Below are 24,499 nucleotides of genomic sequence, written 5' to 3'. Positions count from 1 at the left end.
GGCGCTCGGCTCCGCCGCTCCCCTGGAGGCAGGGCTATCGCCTATGGATCCGCTTTGAAAAACCTGTCATCCCGGACAAGCTCGGCCGAGCCGAGCGCCGATCCGGGACCGCCGGAAGCGCTGCGCTCATGCGTCGGTCCCGGATCTTCGCGCTGCGCGCTCGTCCGGGATGACAGCCGTTCTGGATCTTATGCGATAGCCCAACCCTAGAGGCCGGACTCAATAGGGTCGTTGATTTTCAGTTGTCATCCCGGCCGAAGGTCCGCCTGGCGGACCGTAGAGCCGGGACCCAGGGGCCACCGCACTGCGCCGGCCCCTGGGTCCCGGACAAGCGCTCTGCGCTTTCCGGGATGACAACGAATTAGAGCGCTGATTTCGCTTGGGTATCACCGACACGCGATTGAGTACGGACCCTAGGTGCGCCTAGCCGCGAGGCGCTCCGACCAGGGCCAGGACGCGCCCGGAATCCGAACGCTTGGATTCGCGCGAGTTCCTCGTCATTATCAATCTTCACGGGAAGGTCCGGCCGCGCGGCGACGTCGGGTCGCGGCGGCCGGTGCGCGCCGAACGGCGCGCCCGACGCGAGGAAACGCCATGTCGCAGTGGCTCAAGCGTACCTGGTTCGTCTGGCTGGCGCTGGCGATCGCCTGCGCCGTGCTGGCGCCCCGGGCGATCGACGCCGTCGCGGCCCGGGGCCCGCTTCCGGCGGCGCCAGGCCCCGCCGTCGCGCCGCGCTTCGTCGTCCGTGATCCCAGCGGCGCGGCCATCGGCTGGCTGAACATCAAGTACCCCCGCACGATCCGCGAGAACGAGGAGGGGGTGCTGGAGGCCGAATACACGACCGGCGGCGTGTCCTGGAAGACGGGCGACGCCTATGGCTACGGCGATGTCCAGCCGCCGGCCGGCCTGAAGGTCGAGCTCAGCGGCGCGGACCTGGCCCTGACCCCGGCCCCGACCCACCAGTTCGACGTCCAGCGCATCGCCGCCACGGGCGTCGAGCGGGTCAAGTGGATCGTCTCGCCCAAGACCGAGGGCGACCACGTGCTGCTGGTGCGGTTCAACGTCAGCCCGGCCACGTTCAAGGCGGTTCCGGTCTCGGCCAACGGCCAGGCGCAGGGCAGCGATCCGCAGATCCTGCTGCCGGTGACGGTGTTCACGATCTACGGCGTGCCCAAGGCCACGGTGCTGGTCGCCAAGGGCGGGGCGGGACTGGCGTCGTTCCTGCTGACCCTGCCGGCCGCCTTCGTGCTGTTCGAGCGGGTGTTTCGCAAGAAGCCGAAGCCGCGGCGGAAGAAGGCGGCTTGAGCCGTCTCTCCAGGGCTATCGCCTATGGATTTGCTCTGAAAAAATCTGTCATCCCGGACGAGCGCGTAGCGCGAAGATCCGGGACCGGGCGTGAACTCAGCGTTTGCGGCGGTCCCGGATCGGCGCCCGGCTTCGCCGAGCTTGTCCGGGATGACAATTGTTTTGAGGCATATGCGATGGCCCTGCCCCTCTTGCGCGAGAAGGGTCAGGCTCTCGTCACCGCCACGCTCTGGCTGACCATCGTCGCCTTGCCGAAGATCGTCAGGAAGGCCACGTCCGCCGCGTCGCGACCGTAGGCGATGCGGACCAGGCCGTCGACGGGCGCCCGGCCCGTGGGGTCCAGCAGTCGCCAGCGGCCGCCGACGAAGACCTCGGCCACCGCGTGGAAGTCCGGCGGCTCCAGGGCTGGGGCGTAGACGCTGGCCACCCGGGCCGGGATGTCGCTGGCCCGGCACAGGGTGACGGCCAGGTGGGCGAAGTCGCGGCAGACGCCGGCCCGCTGGACGTAGGTCTCCAGGGCGGTGGTCCGGGCGTCGCTGCACGGACGGTATTCCAGGTGGCCGATGATCCAGTCGACGATGGCCGCCACCCGCGCGCCGCCGCGCAAGCCGCCGAACTTCTGGTCGGCGATGGTCTCGAAGGTGTCGGACGGGCAGTAGCGGCTGCCGCGCAGATAGGGCAGGGCGCCGATCGGCAGGTCGGCGATGGCGTGCTGGGCGGCCTCGGCCAGGGCCATGTCGCGGTCGGCGATCTCGACCACGGCGTCATAGGCGATGGCCAGCCGTCCCTGATGGGTGAAGGCCACGCGCCGTTCGCCGGTGTCCGGATCGTCGCGGCGGGTGAAGGCCAGGGGCGGGTCGAACACCAGCCGCTCGTCGCGCACCGCCTGGTCGTCGGCGACCGCCGCCTCGATCTGCAGCAGGGATTCCACCCGTTCGGGGAAGTCGTAGTCCAGCCGCGCCTCGACATGCACGCGCATGGTCCGCCCCTTCGTTCAGCCCAGACAACGGCTCGCGGGGCGCGAGGTTCAGCGGTTCGGCCGAGGCTGATGTCTTCGCACGGTTCGGCGGAAAGCCGGCGGCCCCTTTTGCGGAGGAGACGTTTAGTCGTCGTACTCCACCACCAGCCGCAGGGTCTTGCGGCCGTTGGCCGGCAGGGCGACGCGCCAGACGGCCGCGCCGTCGCGGACGTCGTGGGCGAAGGGTTCGGCGACCACCTTGAAGCCCTGCTGGTCCGTGGGCGTCCGCACCTCGGCGACGACCGGGACGGTCTTGGCGTTGGCGATGTCGACCTCGTAGACCCGGCGCACGCGGTCCTGGCCGCGATCCTGCTCGGCGACCAGGCGCGGGCGCATCCGCACGTCCATGGCCTCGCCGATCGCCAGGTCGAAGGGCTGGCCGACGGGAACGTCGCGCAGGGCCTGCTCGCCGGCGAAGGCGGGGCGTCCGCCGGCCGTCTCGAACACCGCCAGGGCGCCCGACGGCAGGGGCTTGCCCAGGCCGTCGGCCGGCTTGTTGTCCAGCCGCAGCGTGACCGTGGCCGCCGGCGTCTCGTCGGGCTGGTCGTAGTCGTTCCAGGTGTCGAGCCGGAACACGTAGAGCCGCTGGAAGGCGACGTTCTTCTGGTCGAGGAAGGCTACCTGCTTGGTCTGGCGCGCGGCGACCGTGACCGGCTCGGGCAGGGTGTAGAGCTTGTAGTCGCCCAGGTCGGACTGTTCGGCGAGCTTGGCGCGATTGCCGGTGACCACGATCTCCTCGAGCCCCCTGTCATGCATGTCCATGGCGCCCGCCATCGCCATCGCCGGCGCGGGTGGGGGCGGCGGAGGGACGGGACGCGGACCGCGATGAGTGGTGTCCATCGGCCAGCACTTGCGCGTGACCGGCTTGGCCTCGCCCCGGTTCACATCCACCTCCTCGCGCGCCAGCTTGCCGGCCACGGCCTGGGTGGGGGCGTCGGCGAAGCTGGTCCCGCTGGCGTTGACCAGGGTCAGCCAGCCGGTCAGGTCCAGGGTCCTGCCGTTCGGGTGGATGCGGGCGACATAGTCGGCCTGCCAGTTCACCCCGATCGCCAGGTAGGACAGGGTCAGGGTGGCCTGGGTCGGGGCGGCGACGTCGACCACCGTCGACAGGGCCGGCTTGTCCGAGAGGCCGGCCGGGACCTTGTCGAACACCAGGGCCTCGGCGCCGCCGGAACAGCCCAGGGCCTCGACGCCGCCCGCGGTCTGCAGCACCACCCCGTCGGGCCCCTGCCGCAGGGTGGCCGGTTCCTCGGTCCGGCGGCCGGTCCGGCGGTTGGTGCGGACGATCTTCACCGCCTGGCCCAGCGAGCGCTCGACCAGGGTTCCAGGGCTGAGCAGGGCGTAGTCGTAGTTGCGCTCGATGGCCGGGCCGGGCAGGCCCTCCACGGCGGCGCTCTGGGGGATCAGGGCGTCGGCGACACCGTCGAAGCGCAGGGTGTGGCGGCCGGCGGGCAGAAACACCGTCCGCGTCTCGGTGACCAGGATCAGGCCCTTCTCCATGGCCTCCTCGCGCTCCCACTCGTCGAGCGCCTGGAACGGCCCGTCGCCGCCGCGGTAGAGGGTGACGGAGACCTTGTCCGGGCCCGGCGAGGCGATGGTGTCGGCCAGGGCGGGGGAGGCCAGCGCTAGCAGGCCGGCGAGGACGATCCCCCGCCTTCCTTCTCCCCTTGCGGGAGAAGGTGGCCTCCGCAGGAGGTCGGATGAGGGGGCGCGTCGCCTTGTCCGGCTGGCTCTCGACGCCGACCGGTCATCGCCCGTCGACCCCTCATCCGTCGGCTTCGCCGCCACCTTCTCCCGCAAGGGGAGAAGGAAGGAGAAGCTCGATCTCGTGAAGGCTTGGCTGCTCACCAGCCCGTCTCGACCGTGAAGGTCAGGGTGGTCTCGCCGTTGGCGGGGGTCGGCACGCTCCAGCCCAGGGTGCGGGCGTCGATGCGGCGGCTCTTGAGGCTCTCGGCCTTGACCTCGCCGTCGCGCCACAGACCGCTCTGGCGCAGCTCGACGGTCACCGGCTCGGGCCGGGCGTTGCGGATCAGATATTTCATCGTGTAGCGCGAGCGGGTCTTGGACACCTTCTCGTCGCTGACCAGCGTGCCCTGGCTGGTGACGTCGAAGGCGTCGCCGGTCTTGATCGACAGCTCCGAGCCGGCCGGCGTGTGGTCGATGGCGTTCTCGCCGATGAACTTGGGGTCGCCGGCCTTGTCGCGGACATAGACCCGCATCACCCCCGCCGGCAGCTGGTTGCCCAGGCCCGCCAGCCGGGCGTTGCTGAACTGGATGGCGACGGTGGCGGATTCCGGCTGGGCCTGGCTGGAGAACCAGTCCTGGCGGATCTCGTAGACCTTCCTGGCCGCCACGCCCTGGGCGCTGAGGAAGCCGACCTGCTTGTTCTGGTTGGCGGCGATCGTCGTGCGGTGGGGCAGGGGATAGAGATAGTAGTCGGCGACCCGCTCGCCGGTTCCGCTCTCGGTTCCGGCCGACTGCATCGACGGGCGCGGGGGACGGGGCCGGCCGCCGCCGCTGGCCAGGGTGTTGACCGAGCCGGCCACCAGCTGGGTCTCGGCGTCGACGAAGGCCGTGCCCGACTGGTTGCCCAGGGTGATCCAGCCCTGCAAGTCCAGCGCGCCCTTGGCCTCGTCGAACATCGCCACGTAGTCGGCCTTCCACGACAGGCCGGTGGTCAGGTAGCTGAGCGTCGCCGGGCGCGGGCCGGCCTTGTCGGCCTCGACCGTCACCGACAGGGTCGGGCGGGCGCGCAGGGTCTCGGGCACCTTGTCGAAGATCACCCGGGTGGGCACGCCGTCGTCGCGCAGCACCTCGATGCGGTCGCCGATCTTCAGCACCACGCCTTCGTTGGCGGCCAGGACGGTGGCGGTCTCGGTGGTCTCCTTGCCGTCGCCGGGATTGGTGCGGACGATCTTCACCTGCTGGCCGACCGCCTTTTCCATCAGCTTGTCGGGGGTCAGCAGGTCGTAGTCGAAGTTCTGCTCCACCACCGACAGGCCGGCGGCCGAGAGGCTGACGGTCTCGGGACGGATGGCGGCCGAGACGTCCTTGAACTCCAGCTTCTGGCGGCCGCCGGCGAGGGTCATCTCGCGCACGTCCTGCACCAGGGCCAGGTCGTTGTTGTAGATCGTCACGGACAGTTTGGGGGCGGTCTGGGCGTATGCGGTGGTGCTGAGCGCAAGAGCGGCCGTGGCCAGCAACGCGTGACGGAACATGAAGAGCGCCTCCCGATTTTGGCGCTCAAGGTTTCACGCGTTCAGCCGGAAGTCGAGTGTGAATTTACAGGTGTGAACTTCTATTCTGATCCGCTCATCCCGGCGAATGCCGGGACCCAGATGGAATAGCTTTGAGGTTGACGCCAAGGGCTCCGAGCTCTTCCAATCATCCACGCCGCTTCGGGATCTGGGTCCCGGCATTCGCCGGGATGAGCGGATTTTGGAACGTTCCTACCCGCCCCACACCTGCTTGAGCCGCAGGTCGCGGCCGCAGCCGATGCGATAGGCGTGGTATTCGACGGCGTGGTTCCTGGCGTAGTCGCGGTGATAGGCCTCGGCCGGCCAGAAGGTCCGCAGCGGCAGGATCTGGGCCTTCATCGCGCCGGTCTTCAGCCGCTTGGCGGCCTCGGCGCGGGACTTTTCGGCGATCGGGCGCTGGGCGGGGGTGACGAACACGGCCGGGCGGTAGGATGGCCCGCGGTCGCAGAACTGGCCGCCGTCGTCGGTGGGATCGACCAGCTTCCAGTACCTGTAGAGCAGGAAACCGTAGTCGAGCTTGGCCGGATCGTAGGTGACGCGCACCGACTCGTAGTGGCCCGAGGTCTCGCTGGTCACGTCCCGGTAGGTCGGCCGGTCGACATGGCCGCCGGTGTAGCCGCTCTCGACCTTCAGCACGCCGGGGATGCCGCGCATGTCGTTCTCCATGCACCAGAAGCAGCCGCCGGCGAACACGGCGGTCGCGGGCGGGGCGGGCTTGGACGCGGCCAGTACGTCGGCGGGCAGCAGGATGGCGGCGAAACTGGCGACCAGGACGAGCAGGCGGCGGATCATCGGGAGAACTCCGGGGGATGTATCCCTGGATACGGATCAGGCGGCCCGAAGGTTACACCCTAGCGCCAGCCGAAGCCGACGCCGCGCACCGAGGGACAGGCCGACAGGCGGGCGGCCAGGATCCGGGCCCGCTCGTCGCCCTGGTCGTCCAGCTCCAGCCGAATGCTGAGGCCCGCGCCGTCCGGCTGGGCGCTGAGGGCCCGCAGGCGCGTCTGCTGGACGTTGGCCACGCCCAGCACCCGCATCAGGGCGTCGGGCGTGTCGTCGGCGATCACCAGGAACAGCCGGCGTTTGTCCTCTTCCGCCTTCGGATCGCTCACGGCCGCACCCACTGATGCTCGACGCTGGCCGAGGTGACGCCGGGCCAGGCGGCCAGGTCCCGGGCCAGCAGGCGGGCGGCCTGGTCGCTGAGGTGGCGGACCCGCAGGGAGCCTTCGACGATCTGGCCGACCGGCTTCATCGACAGGGCGCACAGCTCGGCGCCGCTGTCGGCCAGGCCCTGGCGGACGGCTTCCAGCGCCGAGGGCGCGTCCTGGGCGGCCAGCAGCAGCTGGTGGACGGTGACGCCTTCGTGGTCGGAGTTGAAGGCGGGTGGGGAAGGCAGGTAGCTCATGGGTTCAAGGTCCTTTGGTTTCGAGGGGACCGATGACCGCACAGCAAAAACCCCGCTCCTGGTGGGAAGCGGGGCTTTGCGGATCTTGCGATCTTTCGGCTTGTTGGTCGTCTAGTCGACCGCGCGCCTGTGCTGCCCCGTTCGCACACGAACGGTTTTAATCTTGGCCTGCATCATAATGGTGCGCGCGCACGCGATCGCGACGCCGGCGGTCAGGCCGGTGGCGATCAGAACGTTCATGGCCAGCTGCGAGAGCATGATGGCGTGGAAACTCCGTGTGCGTCTACACAGGTAGCGTGGGCGTGGGGCAAGCGCAAGGCTTTGCCGCATTCAGAGGCGGTTGGTCGCACTTGGCGGCAGGTTTTCCCGCTAACGAGCACGATTGCCCAGAAACCGAACAGATCCTTGGCCCTTCTCCCCTTGCGGGAGAAGGTGGCCTCGCGGAGCGAGGTCGGATGAGGGGTATCTCAAACGCAAAACGCCTAACGAAAAAGGGACCGCACGGCCTTCGTCGGTGCGACCCCTCATCCGTCAGCCTACGGCTGCCACCTTCTCCCGCAAGGGGAGAAGGAACCTACCCCCGCAGCCTGCCGCCGGCCTTCTCGACCGCCGCGACGATCCGGGCCGACAGGGCCTCGATCTCGGCCTCGGCCAGGGTCTTGTCGCGCGGCTGGATCACCACCTCCAGGGCGACCGACTTGAAGCCCTCCGGCACGCCGGGGCCCTCATAGACGTCGAACACCCGCACGGCGGCGATCAGCGCCTTGTCGGCGCCGGCCGCGGCCTTGACCAGGTCGCCCGCCGCCTTGGCCTTGTCGGCCACGAAGGCGAAGTCGCGGGTCAGGGGCATCAGCGGCGAGGGCGTGAAGGCCGGCTTGGTCTTGACCGACTTCTTCTTCGGCTCGGGCACGGCCTCCAGGGTGATCTCGAAGCCATAGACCGGGCCGGCCACGTCCAGGGCCTTGAGCACCGCCGGATGCAGTTCGCCGAACTCGGCCAGCACCGCCTTGGGCCCCAGCTGCAGGCGGGCCGAACGCCCCGGATGCCACCAGGACGAGGCCGAGCCCTGGGCGGTCTGCAGCGAGGCGACCGGCGCGCCGATCTCCTCCAGCAGGGCCATCAGGTCGGCCTTCACCGTGAACACGTCTTCGGCCGGCGCCTTGTCCCAGCCGCGCGGCGCGCGCGGGGCCAGGATGGCGGCGATCGTGATCTTCTGGTCCTGCGGGCGGTCGCCGAAGAACACCGGGCCCACCTCGAACAGGGCGACGTCCGGGAAACCCTGGCGGGCGTTGCGGCCGGCCGCCTCGATCAGGTTGGGCAGGATCGACGGGCGCATGCAGTCCAGTTCCGAGGCGATCGGATTGGCCAGCACCAGCTCGGGCGAACCGCCGCCGAACAGGGCGGCGATCTTCTGGTTGGTGAAGCTCCAGGTCACCGCCTCGTTGTAGCCGGCGGCGGCCAGGGCGCGGCGGGCGATGCGGGCCCGGGCCTGGCGCGGGGTCAGCACGCCGCCGACCGCCCGCGCCGTTTCCGGCAGCGGGGTGGAGGGCAGGGCGGCGTAGCCGGCGATGCGGGCCACTTCCTCGACCAGGTCGGCCTTGCCCTGCACGTCGCGGCGGAAGGTCGGCGGGGTGACGCAGACCAGGCTCTCGGCGTGGGTGGCGAAGTCGGCGGTCGAGACGTCGGTCGGCGGCGACAGGGTGAAGCCCAGGTCCGTCAGGATCTTCAGCGTGCGCTCCGGCGCGATGGCCAGGCCCGACAGGGCCTCGACATAGGCCGGGTCGAACAGGATCGGACCCGGCGCGGCCGGGGCCTCGCCGGCGACCACGATCTCCGAGGCCTCGCCGCCGCACAGTTCCAGGATCAGCCGGGTCGCCAGCTCCAGGCCGGGGACCAGCGAGCCGGTGTCGACCGTGCGGGCGAACCGGTACTGGGCGTCGCTGTTGATGCCTGTCGTGCGGCCGGTCTGGGCGGTGCGGATCGGGTCGAACCAGGCGCTTTCCAGGAAGACGTCGACGGTGTCGTCGGAGCAGCCGGTGCTCTCGCCGCCCATCACCCCGCCCAGGCCGATCGGCCGGTTGCCGTCGGCGTCGGCGATCACGCTCATTTCCGGGCTGATGTCGTAGGTCTTGCCGTCCAGGGCGATCAGCTGCTCGTCGTGGTGCTCGGCGTGCGTGGGCTGGTCGCCGGGGGTGACCTCGGCCTTGCCGCGACCCAGGCGCGCCTCGATCACGGTCCCGACCAGCTTGGCCGCGTCATAGACGTGCAGCGGGCGGGCGCGGTCGTAGGTGATCAGGTTGGTGATGTCGACCAGGGTGTTGATCGGGCGCAGGCCGATGGCCTTGAGCCGGTCCGCCAGCCACTTGGGCGACGGGCCGTTCTTGACGCCCTTGATCAGGCGGCCGCTGAACACCGGGCAGGCGTCGCCGTCGACCTTGACGCTGATCGGGCAGGGGAAGGTCCCCGGCACGGGGGCGATCGACAGGTCCTTCAGCGTCCCGACGCCGGCCGCGGCCAGGTCGCGGGCGATGCCGGCCACGCCCAGCCAGTCGGGGCGGTTGGGGGTGACTTCGAAGTCGATCACGGCTTCCAGGCCCAGGGCCTGGGCGGCGGGCGTTCCGACGGCCAGGTCGCCCGACAGTTCCAGGATGCCCTCGGAGCCGTCGTCGGCCTCCAGCTCGGAGCCCGAGCACAGCATGCCGTTGGAGACCACGCCGCGCACCGGCTTCTCGACCAGGGTCACGCCCAGGCCGGGCACATAGGCGCCGATCGGGGCGTAGACGGTGGTCAGGCCCGGGCGGGCGTTGGGCGCGCCGCAGACGATCTCCTTGCGGCCGTCGACGGTGTCGACCTGGCAGACGCGGAGACGATCAGCGTTGGGATGCTGCACGGCCTCGACGATCTTGGCCACGGTGAAGGCGGCCAGCTTCGAGGCCGGATCGGTGACGTGCTCGACCTCGAGGCCGGCCATGGTCATGGCGGCGACGACTTCGGTGGCGGAGGCCTCGGTGTCGAGGTGATCCTTGAGCCAGGAGAGGGTGAATTTCATCTACTTGATTTCCAGAGCCAGCAACTGATCGAGGAATTGGCTGGGTCCGGTGAAGCCCAGGCCGAAGAACTCGCAGTTGATGAATTGGCAGTCCTCGACAGGGATCGTGCCGATGACCGAGGTCGGGCTGGCCGGCCGCAGCACCAGGTTGCGCACGTCGCCGCCGTTGGGGCCGAAGTTGGTGGCGTCGAAATTGACGTTGTCCAGAACCAGCATCACCGCCGGACCCTCGATCCGGCAGTTGCGGAAGGTGCGGCCCGTGATCGTCCGCGCGCCCGAGGCGAAGGTGGCGCGGTACAGGTCGTACAGCGACAGGTCGACGCTCTCGAACACCTTGGCCAGGGCGTCGGTCGGGATGCGGCCCGGACGGCCGCCGCGTTGGAAGCTCTGGGTCATCAGCTGAGGCCCGATGCGGCGTTCGGCGCGGCGAACGCCGAGAAGCCGTAGTGGTCCAGCCAGCGGCCGTCCGAGCTGAACATGTCGCGCAGGTCGGGCATGCCGTATTTCAGCATCCCGAGCCGATCGACGCCCATGCCGAAGGCGAAGCCCTGATACTCGTCCGGATCGATGCCGCAGGCGCGCAGGACGTTGGGGTGAACCATGCCGCAGCCCAGGATCTCCAGCCAGCTGGTCCCTTGGCCGATCCTGATCTCGCCGCCCGAGCGGTCGCACTGCACGTCCATCTCGGCCGACGGCTCGGTGAACGGGAAGTGGTGCGGCCGGAACTGGGTGGTCACCGCGTCGGTCTCGAAGAACCGGGCGATGAAGGTCTCCAGGGTCCATTTCAGGTGGCCCATGTGGATTCCCTTGTCGATCACCAGGCCCTCGACCTGGTGGAACATCGGCGTGTGGGTGGCGTCGCTGTCGCAGCGATAGGTGCGGCCGGGCGCGATGATCCGGATCGGCGGCTTCTGCGACACCATGGTCCGCACTTGAACGGGGCTGGTGTGGGTGCGCAGCAGCATGCGCTCGCCCGACTCCTTCGGGTTGAAGAAGAAGGTGTCGTGCATCTCGCGGGCCGGGTGCTTCTCGGGGAAGTTCAGGGCCGTGAAGTTGTGGAAGTCGTCCTCGATGTCCGGACCTTCGGCGACCGCGAAGCCCATCTCGGCGAAGATGGCGATCATCTCGTCCATGGTCTGCATGGTCGGATGGACGCCGCCCTTGCGGCGGCGCGGGGCGGGCAGGGTCAGGTCCAGGGTCTCGCTGGCCAGGCGCGCGTCGAGGGCGGCGGCTTCCAGCGCGGCCTTCCTGTCGTTCAGCGCCGCCTGGGCGCGGTCGCGCAGGAGGTTGATCGCCGCGCCGCGCTCCTTGCGCTCGTCGGGGCTCATCGCGCCCAGGGTCTTGAGCAGGCCCGAGATCGAGCCGGTCTTGCCCAGGGCGGCGACGCGCACGGCGTCCAGGGCGGCGAGATCGCCGGCGGCGGCGACTTGCGCCAGCACGTCGGCTTCGAGAGTGGTGAGATCGGTCATGACGGGGTTCCGTCTAGAGGATTTGGGGCGGGGGTGCGAGACCCCCTCAGTCGCTTCGCGACAGCTCCCCCAGAGGGGGAGCATCCGTCGCGCTAGATCCTCCCCCGTTGGGGGAGGTGGCCCGAAGGGCCGGAGGGGGTTTTTCGCCGCACGACGCGCAGCAAAAAGCCCTCCGGCTCGCGCCGGAGGGCTCTTCAGATCGCAATCGGGACGGACCCGATGGAAGACCTTAAGCGGCCAGGGCGGCGCGGACCTTGTCGGCGATGGCCTTGAACGCGACCGGGTCGTTGCCCGCGATGTCCGAGAGGACCTTGCGGTCGATCACGATACCCGCCACGTCCAGGCCGTGGATAAACTGCGAGTAGGTGAAACCCTCGACGCGAGCGCCGGCGTTGATGCGTTGGATCCACAGCGAGCGGAAGGCGCGCTTGCGCACCTTGCGGTCGCGGTACGCGTACTGGCCGGCCTTGTCGACGGCGGCCTTGGCGGTGCGGATGGTGTTCTTGCGGCGGCCGTAGAAGCCCTTCGCCTGTTCAAGAACCTTCTTGTGCTTGGCGTGGGCGGTGACGCCACGTTTAACGCGAGCCATGTGTCAGCGCTCCTCTTAAAGGCCGTAGGGCAGGTACGAACGGATGGTCTTGGCGTCAGCCTCGCTCATCACCTTCGTTCCGCGGTTTTGGCGGATGTACTTGCCGTTGTGGCCGATCAGACGGTGGCGCTTGCCGGCGACGCCGGCTTTCAGCTTGCCCGTGGCGGTGATCTTGAAGCGCTTCTTAGCGCCCGACTTCGTCTTCAACTTAGGCATTTCGCGTCGGAGCCTTCCGGCCCCGTCCTCTTGAGATAGCATGACGAACCGCCATGGCATGCCAAACTGGCCAGGCGGTTCCGGAAAGGCGGGGTTAGTACGGGAAAGGGGCGGAGAAGGCAAGCGCCGTCTCCGCGCTCCGATGGCGGAGCAATCCAGCTAGGTCGGCGGGTTGTTCTTCTCGAGGAAGGCGATCAGCGTCGCCAGCATCTGCTGCCGCGTGGCTTCCCGCGACAAGAAGTGATCCTCCTCGCGGAGAGTGACGAACTCCACAGGCTTGCCCGCCTTTTCCAGGGCCGCGCGCATGGCGGTGCTCTGGCTGTACTGCACGCGTGTGTCGTCCTTGCCATGGATCAGCAGCACTGGGCCGTCGGCCTGGGCGGCGTGGCGGGCGGGCGAACGCGCGTCCAGTTTGGGGTCCGAGATCGAGGCGACGCCGAACCAGCGCTTGCGATAGCGCACGATCGTGCTCTCCTCGCCGTTGCGCAGGGTGTCGAACTTGATCAGCTCGGACACGTCGCTGATGCCTGCCACCGAGGCCGCGCAACGGTAGACGCCCTTGTCCAGCGTGATGCCGGCCAGGGCTGCGTAGCCACCGTAGCTGCCGCCGACGATGCATACGCGCTTGGGGTCGACGAGGCCCTTGCTGGCCAGGAAGCGTACGCCGTCCGACAGGTCGGTCTGCATCTTGCCGCCCCACTCGCCGTCGCCCGCGCGAATGAAGCTCTCGCCGTAGCCGGTCGAGCCACGAAAGTTAGGCTGCAGCACCGCGTAGCCGCGCGAGGCCATGGCTTGGGACCACCAGTCGAAGGCGGCCTCGTCGCGCGCCTCGGGGCCGCCGTGTGGGAAGACAATTAGCGGAAGGTCCTTGGCGGCCCTGCCTTGGGGCAGGGTGAGGTAGGCGTGGATCAGCAGGCCGTCGGCGGCCTTGTAGGTTATCGCCCGCACCTCGGCGACATCGGCGCCGGTCAGGCCCGGATAGGCCGCGCCGACCTTGCTGAGCTTCTTGGCGTTCATGTCGAGCAGGTAGTAGCCGCCCGGCTCGCCGGTGCCCTCCGCATAGAACACGATCTTCGAATAGTCGGCGGTATGCGACGACAGGGTCAGCTGGCGGCCTGGAAAGACGCCCGTGATCATGCCCCACGCCGCGGCTAGTCGCGGCTCGTCGAACGCGTACTGCTTGTAGCCGGCTTCGGTGACGCGACCGATGACGTGGTTGGCGTTGTCATAGATCATCTCAAAGGGTTCGTTCGGGCCATAGACCTCGCCCAGCTTGCCGGTGGCGATGTCGATGTTGGCCAGTCGGTAGTCCTTGGATTGGCCGTCGAAGATGGACATCACCACCGACTTCTCGTCGAGCGACAGGCCCAGCATCGAGGGGCCGTCGATCGGCGCGGTGGCGGCGTAGGCCTCGACCCACTTGCCATCCTTGCGCAACTCCATGGTCCAGCGAGAATTGTCGCGGTGGTAACGCGTGCGCGCCACCACCGTCGCGTCGGTCTTGAACAGATATTCGGTCGTGTCGATGTCGCCCATCTGCACCATCGCCGCGATGCCGGTGTCCGGATCGATGCGGTAGAGGTCGAAACGCCCGGCCTGCCAGGAATTGGTCTGCTCGCCCGCATAGAGCTGGGCGAACACCGTCGGCTTGCCGCCGACCACGCCGCCCACCGGATTGGAGCTGAGAATGTTCTGGACGGTCTCATACGCCTTCTTAGGCAATTGGACCGAGGCGCCAGTCTTGATGTTGATGCTCGTGGCCTGGAACATTTCGCCAACCCAGGTCTGGTTCTCGACCGAGCCGGTGCGCGAGACCAAGGCCACTACGTGTCCAGGATCAGCCCACATCACTCCGCGCATCTTGACCTTGCCGAAGTCGACGGACTGCACCTCTCCGCCGTTCAGCGGCTGGATGATGACCCGGCTGGCTCCGCCGTCATGGGCGATATAGGCTAGGTTGGCGCCGTCGCTCGAGATTTCGACGTCCGAGATCGCCGGCAGGCGGCCGTAGGCTTCGAGCGGCCCGGCCAGGGCCGTGGCCGACGAAACCAGCGCCGTCAAGGCGACGCCGGCGAACAACTTCAACATGCAGAACCCCCAACTCAACGTGCAAGGATTAGCGACGCACGGTGAAGCTGTCGAGGGTCACGCGGCGGCATTGACCCGGCTTTCGATCGTCCAGGCGAAGGCGATCGCCGGCAGCATCAGCACCGCGCCCAGCCAGTAGGGACCGCCGATCGCCAGGCCGAACAACGGCCCGGCCAGCATCGGTCCGGCCATTCGGGCCAGCGAGCCGGCGGCCATGTTCAGGCCCAGCATGGCGCCCTGCTTGTCGGACGGGGTGGCGCGCGAGATCAGGGCGGCCACGCAGGGGAAGACCAGCGACTGGCCGAACGCGGTGCAGCCCACGACCAACGGCACGAAGGCCGGGGTGGGGACGAGCGGCGTCAGGCTCAGGCTGACGGCGATGATCGCCAGGCCGGCGGTCAGCACCCTGGCCTCGCCGAACCGCCGCGCCAGCCGGCCGGTGATCAGGCCCTGGCCGACCGAGGCGATGATCCCGATCACCGCGAAGCACAGGCCCACCTGCCTGGGACCCCAGTCGAACCGGGCCTGGGTCCACAGGCCGAACACCGATTCCATGCCGGCGAAGGCGGCGGTGGAGATCAGGGTCACCAGCAGCACCCGCGACAGCACCGGATGGCCGGCCGCGGCGGCCAGGTGATCGCGCCGGCGCTCCACGGGGGCGTCCTTGTGGCTGGGCGCGCGGCTCTCGACCACGAACAGGAAGACGCCCAGGGCGGCGACGGCGGCCAGGGCGGCGGCGGCCAGCAACGGGATCTGGAAGGCCAGGCGCCCGGTGTCGGAATGGCCGAAGGCCTTGGCCAGGCCCGGCAGCAGACCGCCCAGGGTGGGGCCGACCACGAAGCCCATGCCGAACGCCGCGCCCAGCAGGCCCATGCGGCTGGCGCGCTTCTCCGGCGGGGTGACGTCGGCCATGTAGCCCTGGATCGTCGAGATGTTGCCGCTGCCGAAGCCGCTGGCCAGGCGGATGGCGAAGGCCCAGGCGATGTTGGGGGCGAAGGCCAGGGCCACGTAGGACAGGGTGTTGGCCAGGATGGTGACGATCAGCACCGGCCGGCGGCCGATGCGGTCGCTGAGGCGTCCCCAGAACGGCTCGGCGATGAACTGCCCCAGCGAATAGGCCGAGAACATCGCCGTCACCTGCCAGGGGCCGGCGTTCAGCGACTTGGCGTAGAAGGGCAGGAGCGGGATGACCAGGCCGAAGCCCACCAGGTTGATGAACACCACCAGCAGCAGGACATAGAGCGCGCGCGGACTGGCGTCCGGCGTCTTCACGGCGGTCGGGGCGGGCGGAGCGGTCGGCGTAGTCATCAGGCGGCGCGGTTTACGCCTCATCGCCCGCCGTGGCGACCGCTATCTGAAATTTCAGGCGGCGATCCTCCGAGTCGGTCCCCTCAGTTCGGCGGGTTGTTCTTCTCCAGGAAGCCGACCACGGAGGTCAGCATCTGCAGGCGGGTGGCGCCGCGCGACAGCCAGTGGTCCTCGCTGGGCAGGGTGACCAGCTCGACCGGCTTGCCGGCCTTCTTCATGGCGCTGGCCATGATCGTGCTCTGGACATAGGGCACGACGGTGTCGTCCTTGCCGTGGATCAGCAGCAGGGGGATCTCGACCTTGTCGGCGAGTTTGGCCGGCGAAATCGCGGCCAGGTCGGGGTCCTTGAGGCCGTCGGCCCCCATGAACCGCAGCCAGTAACGCAAGGTCGAGTTGTTGCTGGATTCGAAGCGGCTGTTGCTGTCGACCAGCATCCGCTTCAGGTCGGCGGGCCCGGCTACCGAGGCGGCGCAGCGATAGACGCCGCGGTCCATCGTCGCGCCCGCCAGGGCGGCGTAGCCGCCATAGCTGGCGCCGACGATGCAGACGCGCTTGGGATCGATCGTCCCCTGCTTGGCCAGGAAGCGCACACCGTCCGACAGGTCGGTCTGCATGGCCTTGCCCCATTGGCCGAAGCCGGCCTGGACGAACTTCCAGCCAAAGCCTTCCGAGCCTCGGAAATTGGGTTGCAGCACCGCATAGCCGCGCGAGGCCAGGGCCTGGCTCCACCAGTCGAAGCCCAGGGTGTCGCGGCCTTCCGGACCGCCGTGCGGCAGGACCACCAACGGCAGGTCCTTGGCCGCCCTGCCACGCGGCAAGGTCAGGTAGCCGGTGATCTCCAGGCCGTCGGCCGCCTTGTACTTGATCGGCTTGACCTCCGACACGCCCTCGGGCGTCAGGTCCTTGTAGACTTCGGCGAGGAAGCGGGCGCTCTTGGCGTCGAGATCGACCAGGGCGTAGGCGGGGCCCATGGTCGGGGAATCGACCTGGACCACCACTTTGCGCCGGTCGTCGGACCACGAGATCAGGGAAACCTGATCGCCGGCGAAGGCCTTGACCACGGCGTTCCAACTGGCCTGGGCCTTGGCGTCGAAGAAGGTGTAGCGGCGCTCGTCCCCCACCAGGCTGAAACCGCCCACCAGGCGGGAGCCGTCCGGCGCGTGAATCAGGCTGTCATAGGTGTCGCTGTCGGGCACGACGGCATGGCTGCCGTCGAGGGCGTATTCATGCAGCACAGTCTTGTCGGTGTCTTCGCCGTCGTTCATCCAGACCAGCACGGTCTTGCCGTCGCGGCCGATGCCGCTGAGCCCGCGGGAGCCCATCTTGGAGATGGTCTTCTCCGCCGTGATCCAGCCCTTGGCGGTCTTGATCCTGAGGCTCCAGGCGCCCTGCTTCTGGTCGTAGAGCGACTGGGCCAGCGGCTGCCCCTCGGGCGAGACCAGCCAGTCGTCGGTGTCGTCGCTTCCGCCGCTGTCCAGCATCCGGGTGACGCCGGTCTTAAGGTTGACCTTGTAGAGCGTGTTCCAGCCGCGATTGTCGTTGAAATGCACGCCCTCGACAAAGGCGTAGGGCGCGCCGTCGATAAACCGGACGTCCGGCGTCTCGAGGATCACGTTCATCGCGTTTTCCTGGTTGGCCATCAGCGCGGTTTGCTTGTGGGTGACCAGATTGTAGTCGAACCCCATCAGGTATTCGCGTTTCGGCCCGGCCAGACCAAACACCTCGGCCGCCATCGAGGTGGTGACGAGCACATGCTCGGACCCCGCCCATTGCAGGGCGCGCAGCTTCTTGTCGCCGAAGTTCAGGGCGGCCAGCGCCTTGCCGCCTTCCACCGCCTCGCGGATCACCATCATCCGCTTCTCGCCGTCGGTGACGGAAATGGCCAGAAGCTTGCCGTCGGGCGAGATTTCCACCTGTTCCAGGTTCGGCAGGCCGCCATAGACCGAAAGCGCTGGGATCGCCGTCGACGCGGCGCTGGCGCAAACGGCCGCGGTCATGACGAAACCGGCCGTCGCGGCGGCCAACCCACTCTTCAACACGCGTAGATCCCCCAAACTCCGCGTAAATTAGCAAAGCTCGCCTTACTGTCGAGCTTGTTTCGCATCGTCCGGTTGCGCGAGGGGGCAAGAAAAACGCCCCGGCCTTGCGGGCCGGGGCGTCTCGAAAAGCTTGGCGGAAGCGCCGATCCTCTAGCGCGGGGCCAGGATCATGATCATCTGGCGGCCTTCCATGCGCGGCTCGTACTCGACCTTGGCCACTTCTTCGAAGTCGGCCTTGACCTTGAGCAGCAGCTTCATGCCCAGTTCGGGGTGCGCCATTTCCCGGCCGCGGAAGCGCAGGGTCACCTTGACCTTGTCGCCTTCCTCGAAGAACCGGTGCATCGACTTGGCCTTCACGTCGTAGTCGTGAATGTCGATGTTGGGACGCAGCTTGATTTCCTTGAGCTCGACGATCTTCTGCCGCTTGCGAGCCTCGTTCTTCTTCTTCTGCTCCTGGAACTTGAACTTGCCGTAGTCCAGGATCTTGCAGACCGGAGGGTTCGCGTTCGGCACGATCTCGACCAGGTCCAGGCCAGCTTCCTCTGCCGCTTCGAGGGCGGCGGAAATCGGCATCTCGCCTTGCTTCTCGCCGTTCTGGTCGATCAGCAGGACGCGGGGGACCCGAATGTCTTCGTTGATACGCGGACCATCCTTGACGGGCGGCGTTTGCATAGGACGGCGAATAGGGCGGCTCCGGTGTTGTTCAAGGGCTTTTTGCCGCCGGACCTGATGATCCGGAGGCGTATCGTTGAATGAGTTCGCGCGGAGTCCGGGGGACGCCGCGTTCGCAAGTGATATATGACGAAGGAGTCCCGCGCTATCAAGGCGCATGCGTGTCCAAGGCCCGCCTTTTAAGGCGTTGGGCGCGCCGACAAGGGATCCGGGGAGCGAAACGCCGGGGTCGGGCCGACCTTCCCCTCCAGCCGCGACCCGTTTTACCTCTCCATGAGCACGCCGCCCTCCGCCGCCCGCCATACCCCGATCGAGGACGTCCACGCCCTGCTGATCGGCTCCAGCTTCATCGCCGTGGGCCTGACCCTGCTGAAGGCCGCCGGCCTGACCACGGGCGGGATGGCGGGGGTGGCGCTGATCCTCTCCTACCTGACCCACTGGCCGGTCGGGGTGCTGTTCTTCCTGCTGAACATACCGTTCTACGTGCTGGCCCAGCGCGCCCTGGGCTGGGTGTTCACCGGCAAGACCCTGGTCACCAACCTGCTGCTGGCCGGCCTGGCCCTGGGCCTGCCGGCCTGGCTGAAGATCACCACGGTCGATCCGCTGTTCGCCGCGATCTTCGGCGGCACGATCATCGGCATGGGCATCCTGGCCCTGGCGCGGCACAAGTCCAGCGTCGGCGGGATCGGGGTCTTGGCCCTGTGGCTCCACGAGAAGCGTGGGATCAGCGCCGGCAAGGTGCAGATGGCGTCCGACTGCCTGATCGTCGCCGCGGCCTTCGCGGTGATCAGTTGGGACAAGCTGCTGCTGTCGATCCTCTCGGCCGTGGCGCTGAGCGCGGTGATCATCGCCTACCACAAGCCGGGGCGGTACGAGGGGTATTGAGTAGGTCCTCCCCACCGGGGAGAGCTATCGCCTATGCCTCAAAACGATTGTCATCCCGGACGAGCGCGCAGCGCGAAGATCCGGGACCGGGGCGTGAGCTCAGAGCTTCCGGCGGTCCCGGATCGGCGCCCGGCTTCGCCGAGCTTGTCCGGGATGACAGATCTTTTCAGAGCAAATCCATAGGCGATAGCCCTGCCCACGGAGGAGGATTTATCAGTGCGGCAGCAGCGAGATCGCCGCGCTGGCCACGGTGCTGACCGGCAGGGCCTTCAGGTCCGGCGAGCGGATCACCGTCACGTGGCCGCGCGGGCCGCACAGCGCGGGATCCGAGGCGTCGGAGAACAGGGCGATGGTCGGGGCTCCGGCGGCGGCCAGCAGGTGGGTCGGGCCGGTGTCGTTGCCGACGGCCAGGGCCGCCTTGGCGCCCAGCACGGCCAGCTGGGCGAAGTCGGTGCGGCCGGTCAGGTCGCGGGCCTGGCTCACGGCCTTCTGGATCTGGCGGGCCATGGCGCTTTCCTGCGGGCCGCCGATGACCACGATGTCCAGCCCCCGCGCCTTGAGCAGGGCCGCCAGCTGGGCGTAGCTTTCCGTCGGCCAGCGCTTCTCGGGCCGGTGGGCCGAGCCGCCCGGCACCAGCAGCACGTAGGGACGCGGGGCCGGGGCGCCCGCCACGGGGCGCGGCTCCTTGGTCCGGCGCAGGATCCAGGACAGGTCCGGGGCCGGGGCGCCGCCCGGCTCGGTCGGGGCGTCGGGCCAGATGCCCGCCTGCTTCAGCTGGTCGGCCTGCCGTTCCAGGGTGTGCATGTGGTAGCGGGCCTTGCCGCGCTGGGGCAGGGCGCAGCCCGCCGCGATGCCCGACCATTGCGGCGGGAACGGCCGCAGGGCCTGGAAGTACCAGTTGGTGCGGCTGTTGGTCTGCAGGTCGTAGACGCGGTCGTAGCGGGCCTCGCGCAGGCGCCCCAGCATCGCGGTCAGGTCGCCGAAGTCGCTGGGCCGGCCGTCGGTCTCGACGCTGTTGAAGTAGGGCGACAGCTTGGCCAGGGCCTCGAAGGGCGGGGTGGTGAGCAACGTGATCTTGGCGCGCGGATGGGCTTCGCGGATCTTCTTCATCGCCGCCAGGGCCAGAACGAAATCGCCGAGGGCGCCCAGCTTGATGACCAGGACCTTCTTGATTTCCTTGCTCAACTCTTCGTCTCCAGAACGCGTGCGTAGACCTTGAGCGTTGCTTCGACCATCGCGTCAACCGAATACAGTTTCCGGGCGCGCGCGCGGGCGGCCATGCCCATGGCCTGGCGCCGGGCGGCCCCCGACTCGCAGGCGTTGGACAGGGCGGCGGCCCAGGCCTCGACGTCGCCCGGGGCGACCAGCCAGCCGGTCTCGCCGTCGACCACCGTCTCGCGCGCCGCGCCGTGGTTGGCGGCCATCACCGGCTTGCCCATCACCTGCGGCTCGACCGCCGTGCGGCCGAAGGCCTCGGGCTCCAGCGAGGGGGCGATGGCCAGGTCAGCCACCAGATAGGCGGCCGGCATGTCGTCGCAATGGCCCACCAGCCGGACGCTGTCCTGCAGCCCGGCCTGGGCGATCATGTGCTCCAGCTCGGCGCGATAGGCCTTGCGCCCCTGGTCGTCGCCGACCAACAGCAGCAGGACGCGGGTGTCGGAGACCGCCTTCAGCCGCGCCATGGCCTCGATGACCAGGGCCTGGCCCTTCCAGCGGGTCAGGCGGCCGGCCAGCAGCACCTTCAGCCGGCGGTCCTCGGCCTGGACGCCCCAGGCCTCGCGCAGCGCCCTGACCCGCTCGGCCGAGACCAGGCCCGGCTCGAAGCGGGTCAGGTCGACGCCGCGCGGGATGGCCACCACGCGATCGGCGGGGATGCCGTGCTCGGCGATCACATGGGCGCGGGTATATTCCGAATTGGCGATCACCAGGTCGCCCTTGGTCATCACCGCGTTGTACCAGCGCTTGAGGTTGGACTTGGCGTTGTAGACCCCGTGATAGGTGGCCACGAACGGCACCTTGGTCGCATGGGCGGCCCACAGGGCGCTGAAGGCCGGGGCGCGCGAGCGGGCGTGGACCAGGGTTACCTTCTCGCGGCGGATCAGGTCGATCATCCGCGCGGCGTTGCCCAGCATGATCAGCGGGTTCTTCGACTGGGCCGGCATCTGGGCCAGGCGGCCGCCGTCGGCCTCCAGCCGCGCGGCCATGCGCCCGCCCTTGGTGGCGACCAGGGCCCTGCCGCCCTGGGCGATCACGCCGTGGGCCACGTCGATGGTCGTCTGCTCGGCGCCGCCGGTTTCCAGTTCCGGAGTCACCTGTAAAAGCGTGAAATCTTCGGGGAGGATGGACACGCGGCGCCCTAACGAGGTTTGAGGGGTCGTAGTTACCGAAACGAACAAGGCCGCGCCATGACCGATTCCCTTCAGCACCTCGTTCGCGACGACAATCTGCGGTTGGCGTACCGCGAGATTACCGGAAACCGTCCCACGGTTGTATGGCTCGGCGGATTCCACTCGGATATGACCGGAACCAAGGCCCAGGTCCTGGCCGACCAGGCCCGGGCGACCGGCGGCGGCTACCTGCGCTTCGACTATTTCGGCCACGGCGAGTCGGACGGCGCCTTCGAGGACGGCACGATCACCCGCTGGCGCGAGGACGCCCTGGCGGTGATCGACACGCTGACCGAAGGGCCCCTGGTTCTGGTGGGCTCGTCGATGGGCGGCTGGCTGGCTTGCCTGGCCGCGATCGCGCGCCCCGACCGGGTCAAGGCCCTGGTGCTGGTCGCCCCCGCGCCGGACTTCACCGAGAAGCTGATGGCCCCCGAACTGTCCGAAGAGGCCAGGGCGGCGATCGCTCGCGACGGCCGCTGGATCCGGCCGTCCGAGTACGACGACGGCGGCTATCCGATCACCCGCGACCTGCTGGAGGACGGGGCGCGGTGGTCGATCCTGCCGGGACCCGTGCCCATCGACGTTCCGGTGCGGGTGCTGCAGGGCGGGGCGGATCCGGACGTGCCCTGGACCCACGCCCTGGAGCTGGCCAACGGCCTGACCTCGGACGACGTGGTCTTCACCCTGGTCAAGGACGGCGACCACCGGCTGTCGCGGCCCCAGGACCTGGAGCGGCTGGTCGCGGCGGTGGCCGAGGCGCGGTCGCTGGTCGAACTGGACGGGGAGGGCGACCTGGTCTCCCGCCGTCTGGCCCGCGCCGCCCGCCTGCGCGGCGCCCCGAACCTGGAGGCGCTGGCGCCGGCGCCGTGGGCGAGCGCGGAGGAGGAATGAGGTTAGCCGCCGGCAGCCCTGTCGATTTCATCGACCATCAACCGATAGTCGCCGTTGTACGCCGCCTGGGAGGCCGCCAGCCAGCCCTCGGGCGACAGCCGCGCAAGCTCAAGCGGATGACCGGCCTGCCGCGCCAATCCGTCGAGGTACTGCAATTGAGTTCGACCGTTGCCGTCCCGAAACGGGTGCACGTAGTTCAAGTCGCCGATGATGACGCCCGCCGCCTGGGCGAAGTTCCATCGAGTCAAGCCGCGTAGAAAGTCCGCCGCTACGAGTCTGTGGTGGATATCGGCCATGCCGATCGCGATGAAGCGCCGAAACTGGAACTGATGGCCGTCCTTGGCGATCTCGACGGTCCGGACTTCTCCAGCCCAGTCATAGATATCCTGGAACAGGTGACGGTGTATGGCGCGCAGATGCGCCAAGTCGAACAAGCCCGAGGGCGGTCCCTCGGCGATGCGTTGCGTCACCAAGCGTCGCTCGACTTGCGCCAATCGATGGGTGTCTAAAATGCCAAGTTTATTTCTGAGCACCGGGTGGAAGGAGTGGAGGTAAGGGTCTCGTCCGTTCACTCGGCCGGTAGCGGCGCCACCGCCGCGAGGATGTAAGCTAGGCGCCGGTCGTGCGACCAGGCTTCGCGCTCGAACATCTCGAACATCGCGATGTCATCGCTCGACAGCGGGTTGCCCTCGATCTCCTGCAACCGCATGGCGCCCAGCCGACGCTGGCGAGCTTGATCCACGTCATTTGCTGACAGTCGGGCCTTCATGTCGCCAGCATAGCTGAAAGGGCAAGGCCGCGCACCTATCCCCCCGCCGCCAGGATCGCCGCCAGCCCCTCGCGATAGGTCGGATATTTCGGCCGCCAGCCCAGCTCGGCCTTGGCCAGGGCGTTCGAGACGCGCTTGTTCTCGGCGTAGAAGCGGCGGGTGGCGGGCGACAGGCCCAGCTCGTTGAACGGCAGGTCGGGCGGCACCGGGACGCCCAGCAGGCTGGCGGCGTGCTCCATCACGTCCTGGGGCGGGGCCGGCTCGTCGTCGACCAGGTTGTAGACGCCGCCGGCCCGGGGGCGGTCCAGCGAGGCCAGCAGGCCCGAGACGATGTCCTCCAGGTGGATGCGGCTGAACACCTGGCCCGGCTTGACGATGCGGCGCCCCTCGCCGGCCCGCAGACGGTCCAGGGCGCTGCGGCCGGGGCCGTAGATGCCGGGCAGGCGGAAGGTGGTCACCGTCAGGCCCATGCCGCGCCCGACCTGGCGCCAGTCGCGCTCGGCCCCGACGCGGCGCGCGCCCTCGACCGACTGGGCCTTCAGGGGCGAGCTCTCGAACACCCAGCGCCCCTCGAAGTCGCCGTAGACGCCGGTGGTCGACAGGTAGCCGATCCAGTCGGGGAAGGCCTGGGCGGCCGCCAGGGCGGGAATCGTCGCCTCCAGGCCGGGACAGCCCTCGGCGGTGGGCGGGGCGGTGACCAGCACGGCGTTGACGCCGGTCAGGGCGGTCGTCATGGCGGCGCGGTCGTCGGCGTCGACGGGCTCGATCCTCTGGGCGCGCAGCTGGGCCGCGCGCTCGGCGTCGCGCGCCGTCGCCGCGACGCTCCAGCCCCGGGCCATCAGCGCCTCGGCGAAGGCCTGGCCGACATAGCCCAATCCGAACACGAACAGACGCAAGACGCTCAAGTCCCCCGAAACGAACGGCGATTGACGGGCAAAACGATCGTTCGCGCAACCCCCTCCGGCCCTTCGGGCCACCTCCCCCAGAGGGGGAGGATCTACGCCGTGCGGGCTGCTCCCCCTCTGGGGGAGCTGTCGCGAAGCGACTGAGGGGGTTTCATCCCCAACAACCCCGCTTTGACCGCTTGCCAACCGCAAGGCGCTCTGCCATAAGCCGCCTCCTCGTCGCGGGGCGCTGTTTCAGCCCTCGCCG

General features: G+C 68.8%; 24 protein-coding genes and 1 pseudogene. 4 read left to right on the top strand and 21 right to left on the bottom strand.

What is annotated here, in order from left to right; translation table 11 throughout:
• Nucleotides 1-222: 222 nt before the first annotated feature.
• Nucleotides 223-373: pseudogene (locus AC07NX_RS14870) on the top strand (hypothetical protein).
• A 221-nt stretch (nt 374-594) separates the two neighbouring features.
• The gene (locus AC07NX_RS14865; RefSeq protein ID WP_494642796.1) at nt 595-1,305 is read left to right on the top strand and encodes a hypothetical protein; all 711 of its coding nucleotides are present in this window, start codon (nt 595-597) and stop codon (nt 1,303-1,305) included.
• A gap of 205 nt (nt 1,306-1,510) precedes the next feature.
• Here the strand turns inward: AC07NX_RS14865 and AC07NX_RS14860 are convergent, their stop codons facing one another.
• From AC07NX_RS14860 to infC, 16 genes are all read right to left on the bottom strand, one after another.
• Complete coding sequence (locus AC07NX_RS14860; RefSeq protein WP_494642794.1) at nt 1,511-2,284, bottom strand: transglutaminase-like domain-containing protein; 774 nt, start codon at nt 2,282-2,284, stop codon at nt 1,511-1,513.
• Between the two features lie 123 nt (nt 2,285-2,407).
• A complete protein-coding gene (locus AC07NX_RS14855) occupies nt 2,408-3,823 on the bottom strand; it encodes a DUF4139 domain-containing protein (protein WP_494642793.1) in 1,416 nt (471 codons plus the stop codon).
• A gap of 344 nt (nt 3,824-4,167) precedes the next feature.
• A complete protein-coding gene (locus tag AC07NX_RS14850) occupies nt 4,168-5,541 on the bottom strand; it encodes a DUF4139 domain-containing protein (RefSeq protein ID WP_494642792.1) in 1,374 nt (457 codons plus the stop codon).
• 231 nt (nt 5,542-5,772) lie between these two features.
• Complete coding sequence (gene msrA, locus AC07NX_RS14845; protein ID WP_494642903.1) at nt 5,773-6,369, bottom strand: peptide-methionine (S)-S-oxide reductase MsrA; 597 nt, start codon at nt 6,367-6,369, stop codon at nt 5,773-5,775.
• A 62-nt stretch (nt 6,370-6,431) separates the two neighbouring features.
• Nucleotides 6,432-6,704 carry a hypothetical protein gene (locus AC07NX_RS14840; protein ID WP_051963886.1) on the bottom strand — a complete coding sequence of 91 codons (273 nt, stop codon included), beginning with the start codon at nt 6,702-6,704 and terminating at the stop codon, nt 6,432-6,434.
• On the bottom strand, nt 6,689-6,985 hold the full coding sequence (locus AC07NX_RS14835) for a hypothetical protein (RefSeq protein ID WP_035072771.1): 297 nt from the start codon (nt 6,983-6,985) through the stop codon (nt 6,689-6,691). The genes AC07NX_RS14840 and AC07NX_RS14835 overlap by 16 nt, the downstream gene beginning before the upstream one ends.
• A gap of 111 nt (nt 6,986-7,096) precedes the next feature.
• On the bottom strand, nt 7,097-7,243 hold the full coding sequence (locus tag AC07NX_RS14830) for a hypothetical protein (protein WP_167337017.1): 147 nt from the start codon (nt 7,241-7,243) through the stop codon (nt 7,097-7,099).
• A gap of 316 nt (nt 7,244-7,559) precedes the next feature.
• Nucleotides 7,560-10,034, bottom strand: a complete 2,475-nt coding sequence (gene pheT, locus AC07NX_RS14825; RefSeq protein ID WP_494642789.1) for a phenylalanine--tRNA ligase subunit beta — start codon at nt 10,032-10,034, stop codon at nt 7,560-7,562.
• A complete protein-coding gene (locus AC07NX_RS14820) occupies nt 10,035-10,430 on the bottom strand; it encodes a hypothetical protein (protein ID WP_494642788.1) in 396 nt (131 codons plus the stop codon).
• Nucleotides 10,430-11,503 carry a phenylalanine--tRNA ligase subunit alpha gene (gene pheS / locus AC07NX_RS14815; protein ID WP_494642786.1) on the bottom strand — a complete coding sequence of 358 codons (1,074 nt, stop codon included), beginning with the start codon at nt 11,501-11,503 and terminating at the stop codon, nt 10,430-10,432. The genes AC07NX_RS14820 and pheS overlap by 1 nt, the downstream gene beginning before the upstream one ends.
• 229 nt (nt 11,504-11,732) lie before the next feature.
• The gene (rplT, locus tag AC07NX_RS14810; protein WP_035072778.1) at nt 11,733-12,092 is read right to left on the bottom strand and encodes a 50S ribosomal protein L20; all 360 of its coding nucleotides are present in this window, start codon (nt 12,090-12,092) and stop codon (nt 11,733-11,735) included.
• Between the two features lie 15 nt (nt 12,093-12,107).
• Entirely contained in the window at nt 12,108-12,308 is a 201-nt protein-coding gene (gene rpmI, locus AC07NX_RS14805; RefSeq protein ID WP_018061454.1) for a 50S ribosomal protein L35, read from the bottom strand.
• Between the two features lie 159 nt (nt 12,309-12,467).
• Entirely contained in the window at nt 12,468-14,396 is a 1,929-nt protein-coding gene (locus AC07NX_RS14800; protein ID WP_494642784.1) for an alpha/beta hydrolase family protein, read from the bottom strand.
• A gap of 57 nt (nt 14,397-14,453) precedes the next feature.
• On the bottom strand, nt 14,454-15,704 hold the full coding sequence (locus AC07NX_RS14795; RefSeq protein WP_494642782.1) for an MFS transporter: 1,251 nt from the start codon (nt 15,702-15,704) through the stop codon (nt 14,454-14,456).
• Nucleotides 15,705-15,787: 83 nt separating this feature from the next.
• Nucleotides 15,788-17,701, bottom strand: coding sequence for an alpha/beta hydrolase family protein (locus AC07NX_RS14790; RefSeq protein WP_494642901.1), 1,914 nt, complete (start codon nt 17,699-17,701; stop codon nt 15,788-15,790).
• 192 nt (nt 17,702-17,893) lie between these two features.
• A complete protein-coding gene (gene infC / locus AC07NX_RS14785) occupies nt 17,894-18,415 on the bottom strand; it encodes a translation initiation factor IF-3 (protein WP_035072784.1) in 522 nt (173 codons plus the stop codon).
• Between the two features lie 273 nt (nt 18,416-18,688).
• Here infC and AC07NX_RS14780 point away from each other — a divergent pair, with 273 nt between their 5' ends.
• Nucleotides 18,689-19,300 carry a YitT family protein gene (locus tag AC07NX_RS14780; RefSeq protein WP_494642780.1) on the top strand — a complete coding sequence of 204 codons (612 nt, stop codon included), beginning with the start codon at nt 18,689-18,691 and terminating at the stop codon, nt 19,298-19,300.
• Between the two features lie 213 nt (nt 19,301-19,513).
• Here AC07NX_RS14780 and AC07NX_RS14775 read toward each other — a convergent pair whose 3' ends face one another.
• Both AC07NX_RS14775 and AC07NX_RS14770 read right to left on the bottom strand, forming a co-directional pair.
• Complete coding sequence (locus AC07NX_RS14775) at nt 19,514-20,485, bottom strand: glycosyltransferase family 9 protein (RefSeq protein ID WP_494642779.1); 972 nt, start codon at nt 20,483-20,485, stop codon at nt 19,514-19,516.
• The gene (locus tag AC07NX_RS14770; RefSeq protein WP_494642777.1) at nt 20,482-21,648 is read right to left on the bottom strand and encodes a glycosyltransferase family 4 protein; all 1,167 of its coding nucleotides are present in this window, start codon (nt 21,646-21,648) and stop codon (nt 20,482-20,484) included. The genes AC07NX_RS14775 and AC07NX_RS14770 overlap by 4 nt, the downstream gene beginning before the upstream one ends.
• Before the next feature lie 57 nt (nt 21,649-21,705).
• Between AC07NX_RS14770 and AC07NX_RS14765 the strand changes: the two genes are divergently transcribed.
• On the top strand, nt 21,706-22,578 hold the full coding sequence (locus AC07NX_RS14765; protein WP_494642776.1) for an alpha/beta hydrolase: 873 nt from the start codon (nt 21,706-21,708) through the stop codon (nt 22,576-22,578).
• 2 nt (nt 22,579-22,580) lie between these two features.
• Here AC07NX_RS14765 and AC07NX_RS14760 read toward each other — a convergent pair whose 3' ends face one another.
• From AC07NX_RS14760 to AC07NX_RS14750, 3 genes are all read right to left on the bottom strand, one after another.
• A complete protein-coding gene (locus AC07NX_RS14760) occupies nt 22,581-23,048 on the bottom strand; it encodes a Fic/DOC family protein (RefSeq protein WP_494642900.1) in 468 nt (155 codons plus the stop codon).
• A 98-nt stretch (nt 23,049-23,146) separates the two neighbouring features.
• The gene (locus AC07NX_RS14755; protein ID WP_494642775.1) at nt 23,147-23,347 is read right to left on the bottom strand and encodes a hypothetical protein; all 201 of its coding nucleotides are present in this window, start codon (nt 23,345-23,347) and stop codon (nt 23,147-23,149) included.
• Nucleotides 23,348-23,382: 35 nt separating this feature from the next.
• Entirely contained in the window at nt 23,383-24,243 is an 861-nt protein-coding gene (locus AC07NX_RS14750; protein WP_494642898.1) for an SDR family oxidoreductase, read from the bottom strand.
• Between the last annotated feature and the right edge of the window lie 256 nt (nt 24,244-24,499).

The organism is Caulobacter sp. GW821-FHT09A05, assembly GCF_059418465.1.
Note: the sequence above shows the minus strand (reverse complement) of the source record. Positions and strands in the feature narration are given on the sequence as shown.